General features: G+C 46.0%; 5 protein-coding genes. All 5 read left to right on the forward strand.

The features are described from left to right. The first annotated feature begins 15 nt into the window (after window positions 1-15). Window positions 16-3,207: a hypothetical protein gene (locus QZ323_RS08775; RefSeq protein WP_294634226.1), complete on the forward strand. Its 3,192-nt coding sequence runs from the start codon at window positions 16-18 to the stop codon at window positions 3,205-3,207. 4 nt (window positions 3,208-3,211) lie between these two features. Then, on the forward strand, window positions 3,212-4,516 hold the full coding sequence (locus QZ323_RS08780) for a hypothetical protein (protein ID WP_294634227.1): 1,305 nt from the start codon (window positions 3,212-3,214) through the stop codon (window positions 4,514-4,516). A 101-nt stretch (window positions 4,517-4,617) separates the two neighbouring features. Beyond that, window positions 4,618-7,818, forward strand: a complete 3,201-nt coding sequence (locus QZ323_RS08785) for a S41 family peptidase (protein WP_294634228.1) — start codon at window positions 4,618-4,620, stop codon at window positions 7,816-7,818. 784 nt (window positions 7,819-8,602) lie between these two features. After that, window positions 8,603-8,947, forward strand: coding sequence for a hypothetical protein (locus QZ323_RS08790; protein ID WP_294634229.1), 345 nt, complete (start codon window positions 8,603-8,605; stop codon window positions 8,945-8,947). Window positions 8,948-8,976: 29 nt separating this feature from the next. Beyond that, window positions 8,977-9,165 carry a hypothetical protein gene (locus QZ323_RS08795; protein WP_294634230.1) on the forward strand — a complete coding sequence of 63 codons (189 nt, stop codon included), beginning with the start codon at window positions 8,977-8,979 and terminating at the stop codon, window positions 9,163-9,165. Window positions 9,166-9,206 lie beyond the last annotated feature (41 nt).

A 9,206-nucleotide genomic window follows, 5' to 3' on the forward strand; every position in this document is an offset into this window, starting at 1 on the left:
TAAATAAGAAATTATATGAAGCATTTTGTACGACATATCATTGTCTATCTGATGATTATAACCGTTACAGGTTGCTATGACGAATTTATAAAGCAGGAGACCATAGGCGAAGGCAAAGCAAATATATCTGCCACATTGGACTTCAAACCCATGTCTTCAGCACTGACTCAGACACGAGCCGCAGGAGATGCACTAAAAGAGATTAGCAGCTTGTATGTATTGTTGTATGATTCCCAAAGAAACCTGATAGAACAATACCAATGGGAATTAAAGGATTTAATAGAATATACCGAATCCAATGAAGACCGTACAAATACAGATGCGGAAAACGGAAAAAATGCAGAAGCACAGACCAAACGCGCCTCTTTTAAGCTACCGGAGGAAATCGGTTTCGGTCAATATTATATGTATGCCATAGCGAATATCCCCGACTTGCTTACAAGCGATGAATATTCCGAAGCAATAAAAACTGTGGACGGACTCAAAAATATCTCACTCACATGGGATCTTAAGAATGTAACCGCCAATGGCCAAATGATAGGTTATTTTACGAATACTTCCACTCAATCAACGGAGGAACTCCTTGTTATAAAAGAAAAAAGCGTAAAACTTCATGCCTGGCTACGCCGTGCCGCCTCAAAAGTGACCGTAGCATTCGATGCTAACAAACTGAGAGATGGCATCCGAATACATTTTAAATCTATAAAAATAAAGCATATACCAAAGTATTGCTATCTGGGTAACGACAATACGCCCGGCTATACATCGGCAACATTCGAGAAGTTTAATGGCAAAAAGCCTGAAGATGAACTTCATGAAGACGGAGAAGTCTATTATTACAACGGCAGACCCGATGACCCCGATAATGAGGATTTTGAATCGTGGCCATTCGTTTCACGTGGCAAGCCCATCTACGGACTTATGCCATCCGGTCAACCTGTTCCCGAGTCGCCTGAGATAGCTGATTATCATACAGAATACACACCGGCACTCTATTTCTACGAGAACCTGCAGGGTGACGAAAAATCAAAACCCAACATTAAAGACAAACGACAGGACAGCGATAATAACAAAGAACTTGACGCTCCCGGTTTACCCGGAGATGCCACTTATATCAAAAAGGACGGAGTTGATTTCGGAACATACATAGAGGTAGAAGGTTACTATGACTCACGCATGAGTGACCGTCCCGGTGAGGGCAAAATTATCTACCGTTTTATGCTTGGACAGGACGTTATAAAGGATTATAATGCCAGACGCAACTGCCACTACAAGTTAACATTGGTATTCAACGGTTATGCCAATGATGTCGACTGGCATATTGAATATGTAGAAGATAAGGAAATGATTGTGCCCAATCCCTACTATATTTCTTACCTCTATAATCAGGAGGCCAACTTACCAATCCGACTCAAAGGAAGTAATTTAAGTAACGCAAAATTAGAAGTGCGTATAATCGAAAATCACTGGTGGCCCATATTGGAAAAAGGTGACAATTACAAATATGCCGATACGGCAAGGGTCTATCCTGAAAGGAAAGTGCGTATGGCTGTTTGGAACGGCTTTTTGTCGCTCAAGAAGGATAAGCATAAAATAATTGCGCCAGATGATGATGGTGCTTACTTTAAGACGCAACCGGACCTGAATAAAACTGAATGGGAAAAGGACCCAGAAAATGGATTAAGAACATTTAATAAATTAACTGTTGGTACGTATGACGGTTATTCTGTAGAGACGGCTAAAGGCGGAGGTATCAATTTGATAATGCCGTTTTATACACGCCCGAAACAATTGGTACCCTCTACCGGATATACCGGAAACAACGTTTTTGTTGCCTATCCCCGAGAAGCGAAACTACAGCTAAAATTAATAAATAAGGATACCGGGGAAGTATTTAAAGACAAAGATGGTAAGAACCTGATTGATACAATTTCAATTATTCAGGTACGCCGATGTGTGAATCCTAAAGGTGTGTGGCGAAGTTGGGATAATACAAACAGTTTCCATGTTGTAATGAAAATCCTTCCTCATGAAGATGCTGACGAGTTTGAAACATACGAGTCTAAAGGTCCTTGGCGTGCAAAAGTTGAAATCGACAACGACGGGATGATTAAGCTTAGGGAAGCAGGTGAAGATGGATATGTACATGGAACTATCGACTCACCAATGGACTTTCATATAGACTTCAATGGACAGTGCAAATCTAGTTCAACGGTACGTTCTGCGATTGTCTTGGTTGAGTATAACAATTATACATGCCATCATCGTATATTTGTCCGCCAAGGATATGCACCGCTGGTACTGAATGATCGAAATATAAAATGGCACTCTTTCAACCTGTATAGCTCCACTGAGGAAACCCAGTCACCGTTAGAAGAGGGATCACTTTTCAAATACGGAAACTTAGATGATGCCATTCTTGCCGAGAATAATAAGACTTACGGCTTTCAGAGTGAGGTGGGTACCAATTCGCTTTCTTTAGCTGATGGTAAAACTAAGTCATGGAAGGATATAACTGCTGCCGCTAATAAAAATATTGATTCTCCTGGATTTTCCGATAAAGCCATACAAGTAACTGACATTACTAATCCAGGCACAAAAGTTAAAGTCCGTGTGGCAAGTATAGCTGATTATGATAACCTGCGTAATGCCAACGACCGAGAATTTGCTTACGGAGTACTTTATGGCGATGATGCTACCGAAACATTGGAGAAGATAGAGGAAGTGTACGGCTACTACAGAGATGGGGATAAACGTTACGGAATGCGTGGGTGCTTTGTATATAATGTAAAAAACGGGAACAATCTATTCTTCCCGATAGGTGCGTCGGGTCACGGTAAAAGAAAAACAGACAAGACATGGTATGACAAGGAAAACATTGGCGGTCCCGGCAGTCTACAATACTCATGGCGTGGAAAGAAATACTCTGAATACACTGAAAAATATGGCTGGAATTCACTTAAGTATAGACCATTATTTGAGGATATATATATGAGACCAGGCGCTATTTATTGGTGTGAGCGCTACGAGAAGCCTCGACCCAATTCAGGGAATGAAACTGATCAGCAAAATCCTGCAAAATCATTTCTCGATATTAACTATTTTACCCTTGACTTTAATACAGGTGGAACCGAACCATTGGAAGGAGGAGAGACGGATAAGACGAGTTCCGCCTGCTTTATCCGGTGCGTTGAAGACATAGAATAAAACCTTGAAAGATAATAAATGTAACCGAATAAGAGGGTGCAAGCCCGAAACTGAAGCGAAATATCGTCCTGCACTGGAGTTGTACGCCACTACCGACCTCTCCTACGTCGAGATCTGTCGGCAGTGTGGTGTATCTCTCTACGGATTTTCCTGCTATATCGATACCTACCACCGCCATCTGATGCTGAAACGCAACGGCATCAAGTGCAGCCAGGAGGAGGCCAATAGTATCAAGATCCGCCAGCGGCGCGGGCAACATCCTGAAACCCACGCCAAATACAGGGAAGCTATCGCAGCGTGCGACAGTATGGACTATATAGGGTATAACATCTCACAGATTGCCCGTGAATTTGGTCTGAACGGTACGAACCTTGCCAGACAGTTGCGTACACATTATCCTGAAGTACTGGAATTTCGGGAGCGGGCACGGCAACGGTTAGGATTGAATGACGGTCTGCCGCGTGGCACACGTCCGTGGTGCAAAGAACAATACGCCAAAGCGGTGGAACTGTTGCGTGCCGACCGTTATATCACGGTACAAGATGCCGCCAAGCGTTGTAATGTCTCCTACTCCGGATTGGAACAACACTTGATATTCTATCACAAGGAATTAGTCGAGAATCGCATCAAGATACGCAAACAGGCTGTCAAACAACAGTGTAAAGGTAAGATAACCGGACGCGGAACAGTTCATGCCCCTACTCCTGAAATCATCGAGAAATACGCGGAAGCTCTGCACTTATACCGTACCACACCTACATCTGCCCGAAAAATAGCCAAACAGACAAACGTGTCGATAAAAGGTTTCTACGAATATCTGCAAACCTGGCACAAAGACCTGATCTGTCAGCGCAAAGACATCCCTTACGAAGAAGGAAAGCCTGTGGACTGGTCGTCCGTGCGCAGATACAACCCTGCCACCGCAGCCAAATATACTGATGCCATAGCCCGATTGAGAGAGGGAGGACTGACTACGGCACAGGTAGCAGCCGAGTTCAGCCTGCATCCTGACTGCTTCAGACAATATCTGAAAGAGCATGAACCGGAACTACACGCCAGCTTGGGAATGAAAAAGACAGAAAACGGCAAGACTGTATCGGCAAAAAGCATGGAGAAATATAAAGAAGCCCTGCAACTATACACCACAACAAACGAAAGTGTGAAATCGCTGGCAAGGCGGTTCGGGTTCAACGAATGTTCGTTCGTGCAATTCGTCAAAAGACATTTTCCCGAACTGCACGAACAGCGCAGAAAGGGGGGAAAAGAAAATTTCTGTCATAACCCAGTTGAATTGCAAATAGAACAATAGTACAGCAGATCCGGACAGAGTTTTAACTTTATACAAGCAATCTCTTGCATAAACGCCACCGAATTGCCTATCTTTGCACAAATACTTATCTAAATACATTTATGAACAAACTTTTTGCTTGCATTGCCCTCAGTTTTGCGGCAATGACCGGTTATGCTGCCACCCCTTTATGGATGCGCGACATACAAATCTCACCCGACGGAACAGAAATCGCATTCTGTTACAAGGGAGATATCTACAAAGTGCCCGCCGGAGGTGGAACGGCCGTACAACTCACCACTCAGGATTCTTACGAGTGTAACCCCGTATGGTCACCGGACGGCAAACAGATTGCCTTTGCCAGCGACAGGCATGGAAATTTCGACATCTTCGTGATGCCGGCAGAAGGCGGAGCCGCCCGACGGCTGACCACCCACTCGACCAACGAACTCCCTTCTGCCTTTACGCCGGACGGAAAACAGGTCTTGTTCTCGGCTTCCATACAGGACCCGGCAGGCAGTGCGCTTTTTCCTGCTGCCTCTATGACCGAGCTTTATCAAGTGCCCGTCGCGGGCGGACGCACGCAACGGGTATTAGGCACGCCCGCCGAAGCCGTCTGCTTCGACAAGTCGGGCAAACGTTTCTTCTATCAGGACCGCAAAGGCGGCGAGAACGAATGGAGAAAACACCATACCTCCTCCATCACTCGGGACGTGTGGATGTACGACCAGAAGACAGGACGCCACACCAACCTCACCAACCGTGCAGGCGAAGACCGGAACCCCGTACTGGCTCCTGACGGAGAAACCCTCTACTTCCTGAGCGAGCGCAACGGCGGATCGTTCAACGTATATGCCTTCCCGCTCTCGCAGCCGCAAGCCGTGAAAGCGGTCACCTCCTTCAAGACGCATCCCGTACGCTTCCTTTCGATAAGCCGCAACGGCATCCTGTGCTACGGATACGACGGGGAGATCTACACCCAGCAGGTAGGTTCCGCTCCCCGGAAAACCCGCGTGGACATCATACGCGACGACCAGCCGCAGATAGCCAACTTCAAATATACGGACGGCGCCACTTCCGCCACTGTATCTCCCGACGGCAAGCAAATAGCTTTCACCGTGCGGGGTGAAGTATTCGTCACTTCCACAGAGTACACCACCACCAAGCAGATCACCCATACGGCAGCGCGGGAGAGTCATCTCTCGTTTGCTCCGGACAACCGGACTCTGGCTTACGACAGCGAGCGCAACGGGAACCTGCAAATCTACCTGGCAAAGATAGTCCGGGAGGAAGACCCGAACTTCCCCAACGCAACCCTGATAAAGGAAGAGCCGCTGCTCCCCTCCAACACCATAGAACGTTCCCATCCGCAATTCTCGCCCGACGGGAAGGAGCTTGCTTTCATCGAGAACCGCAGCCGCCTCATGGTCTACAACCTGGAGAGCAAGAAGGTACGGCAGATAACCGATGGCTCCACATGGTACAGCACCGGCGGCGGATTCGACTACGCCTGGTCGCCGGACAGTAAATGGTTCACCCTGGAATTTATCGGAAACAAGCATGATCCGTACTCAGACATAGGATTGGTCAGCGCGAAAGGCAACAGCGAAATCATCAACCTGACCAACAGCGGATACAGCAGCGGGTCGCCTTGCTTCGCGCTTGACGGCAATGCCGTGCTGTTCGTCACCGAGCGTTACGGCATGAGGGCGCATGCTTCGTGGGGGTCGCTGAACGACGCCATGTTAGTATTCCTCAATCAGGAAACTTACGACAAGTTCCGCCTGAGCAAGGAGGATTACGAACTGTCCAAAGCGGAAAAGAGCGACCGCAAAAAGAGCGAACCGAAGGACAGCAGCAAAGTGAAAGAGATCGTCGTGGAACTGAAGGGCATGGAAGACCGCATCGTGCGCCTGACCCCGTACTCTTCGGATATGAGCAACGCCATCCTCGACAAAGAGGGCAAGAACCTCTACTACATGGCAAGCACTCAGAGCGGACGCGTCCTCTGGAAAATGGAACTGCGTAAACAAGAAAGCAAGTGGTTGCACTCGGTAGATGCCGGATGGGCATCGATGGAGCTGGACAAGGACGGCAAAAACCTCTTCATCCTGAGCAGCAAAAGCATGCAGAAGATGGCGATGTCTTCCAATGAGCTGAAACCGGTGAGATTCTCCGCCTCGCTGAAACTGGACTTTGCCGCCGAACGCGAATACATGTTCGACCATGTGTACAAACAGCAGCAGAAACGTTTCTACAACACCAACATGCACGGTGTGGACTGGAATGCCATGACAGCCGCCTACCGCAAATTCCTGCCGCACATCAACAACAACTATGACTTCTCCGAACTGCTGAGCGAATGGCTGGGCGAACTGAACGTGTCGCACACCGGAGGTCGCTTCTACCCAACCGGGCAGAGCGAACCGACTGCCAGCTTGGGCGTGCTCTTCGACTGGGAGTATCAGGGAAAAGGCATGCGCATTGCCGAGGTCATCGAGAAGGGACCGTTCGACAAGGCAAGCAGCAAAGTGAAAGCAGGGGTAATCATCGAAAAGATAGATGGCAGCGAGATTACTCCCGAAATGGATTGCTACACGCTGCTCAACGGCAAGGCGCAAAAGAAGATACTCGTCTCACTCTACAACGCCGACACCAAAGAGCGTTGGGACGAAGTCGTAACCCCCATCCGAAGCAGTGCACTGACCGACTTGCTCTACGCACGCTGGGTGAAGCAGCGTGCTGCCGATGTCGACAAGTGGTCAGGCGGTCGTCTGGGCTATGTGCACATCAAGTCGATGGGCGACGACAGTTTCCGTTCCGTCTACTCGGACATCTTAGGAAAATACAACAACCGGGAAGGCATCGTGATAGACACGCGTTTCAACGGAGGCGGACGCCTGCACGAGGACATAGAGATCTTGTTCAGCGGAGAAAAGTACTTCACACAGGTGGTTCGTGGGCGCGAAGCCTGCGACATGCCCAGCCGGCGCTGGAACAAGCCTTCCATCATGCTGACGTGCGAGGCCAACTATTCCAACGCACATGGCACGCCGTGGGTATACAGCCATCGGAAGTTGGGCAAGCTGGTCGGCATGCCGGTTCCGGGCACCATGACCAGTGTGTCATGGGAACGTCTGCAAGACCCGACGCTCGTATTCGGTATTCCCATCATAGGCTATCGCCTGCCCGACGGCAGCTATCTGGAGAACAGCCAGTTGGAGCCGGACATCAAAGTGGCCAATTCGCCCGAAACCATCGTGAAAGGTGAAGATACGCAACTCAAGACAGCTGTAGAGGAATTGCTGAAAACATTACCCTGACAACGGAATGCCTCTAAAAGCTGACTGAGAGTTAGCAGAAGAGAGAAAGAAGTTGTCATACCGTCAGGGGATGAGGAAACAGAGCCGATAGTGTAACCTTATATAGGTAGGACTATCGGCTTTCTTTTTCTTTCTATAAATAGGCCAGAAGGGTCAATCTATAAACAAACAAAGCTTTTGCGATTTGAAATACCACAAAAAGCTCCGAAAAATTACAATATCATTTATTTATACTATCTTGTTATACAATATAATAGCATGGTACTATTGTTGATGATTACATAAATTGTATTATTATGAATGATAATAGTTTTAAAATGTGTATTGATTGTGCCATTGATATAGAGTTCGTCAAAGACAGGCAACTTGCATTGTTCTGAATTATATCGAACTCACGTTAAAACTACATTTATCAGTGTTTTATCTTTAACCATTCAAAATCTTTCATTAACTTTGCCGCGATTTCAGTGAACTTAATGCGTTAAGATACTGAAAGAACATATTAACGAAAGGTGTTATTGAGATTATCTTCTACTAACAAATTCTCGCAAAATTTGATGACTGTGAAGATGATAACAATAGCACCACACCATTTGATATATACCTACCTTATATCTTCTATAAGGTTTTTAGATATGTCAAGACTGGTGTGGGATGCTATTGTTTTATCCACAGTCAAGGCAATGCGAGAAGCCTGTTAGTAGGATAAAGCAGATATAGTTCCCACACCTTATTGTTTTCTGCTGTCTTCGGGGAATTAGGATAGCATATAAAGTACTATATCATGAATAAAGAAGACATAGCAGAAGTTATTGGCTATTTTATTGAAAAGTATCATACAGATACTGGAAAAGTAGAATTACCTGTATGGGATTTTACTATCAAAAGCATTCACGAAGTAAAAGTCTCAGAAGAATCATTAAAAGAGGTCAGTACCAATCTTTTGACCTTTGAAGCCACCGCTGAAATAGAGAAAACTGATGACCGCTCAACACTACCTTGCAATGAGCCTGTCAAACTTGTTGGTAACGCTAAGATAACGCCCTATATAGCAGTAGACACAAAAGAAGAATTGCCGGAAGTGAATTTTGTGACAATTACTCAAATTACTAAATTAAAACAATCCTAAGAATATATAACCATAAAATAACAATGAATATGAAAACATTTAGATTAATCGGAATGGCTTTATTAGCCGTAGTGACGTGCTTAAACTTTACTTCTTGCAGTGATGATGATAATGAAGAACCTGAAAGAAACGATGATGGTATTGTTACTAATCAGAAACGGCTTGTACGCATTTACAGCAATAATGTAGGAGAATATATACATGAACTCGTTGGTTGAATTAAGAATCTAAATATTTACAAATGAAAAAGTTGCACACA

This window comes from uncultured Bacteroides sp., from assembly GCF_910585845.1.
Classification (GTDB): domain Bacteria; phylum Bacteroidota; class Bacteroidia; order Bacteroidales; family Bacteroidaceae; genus Bacteroides.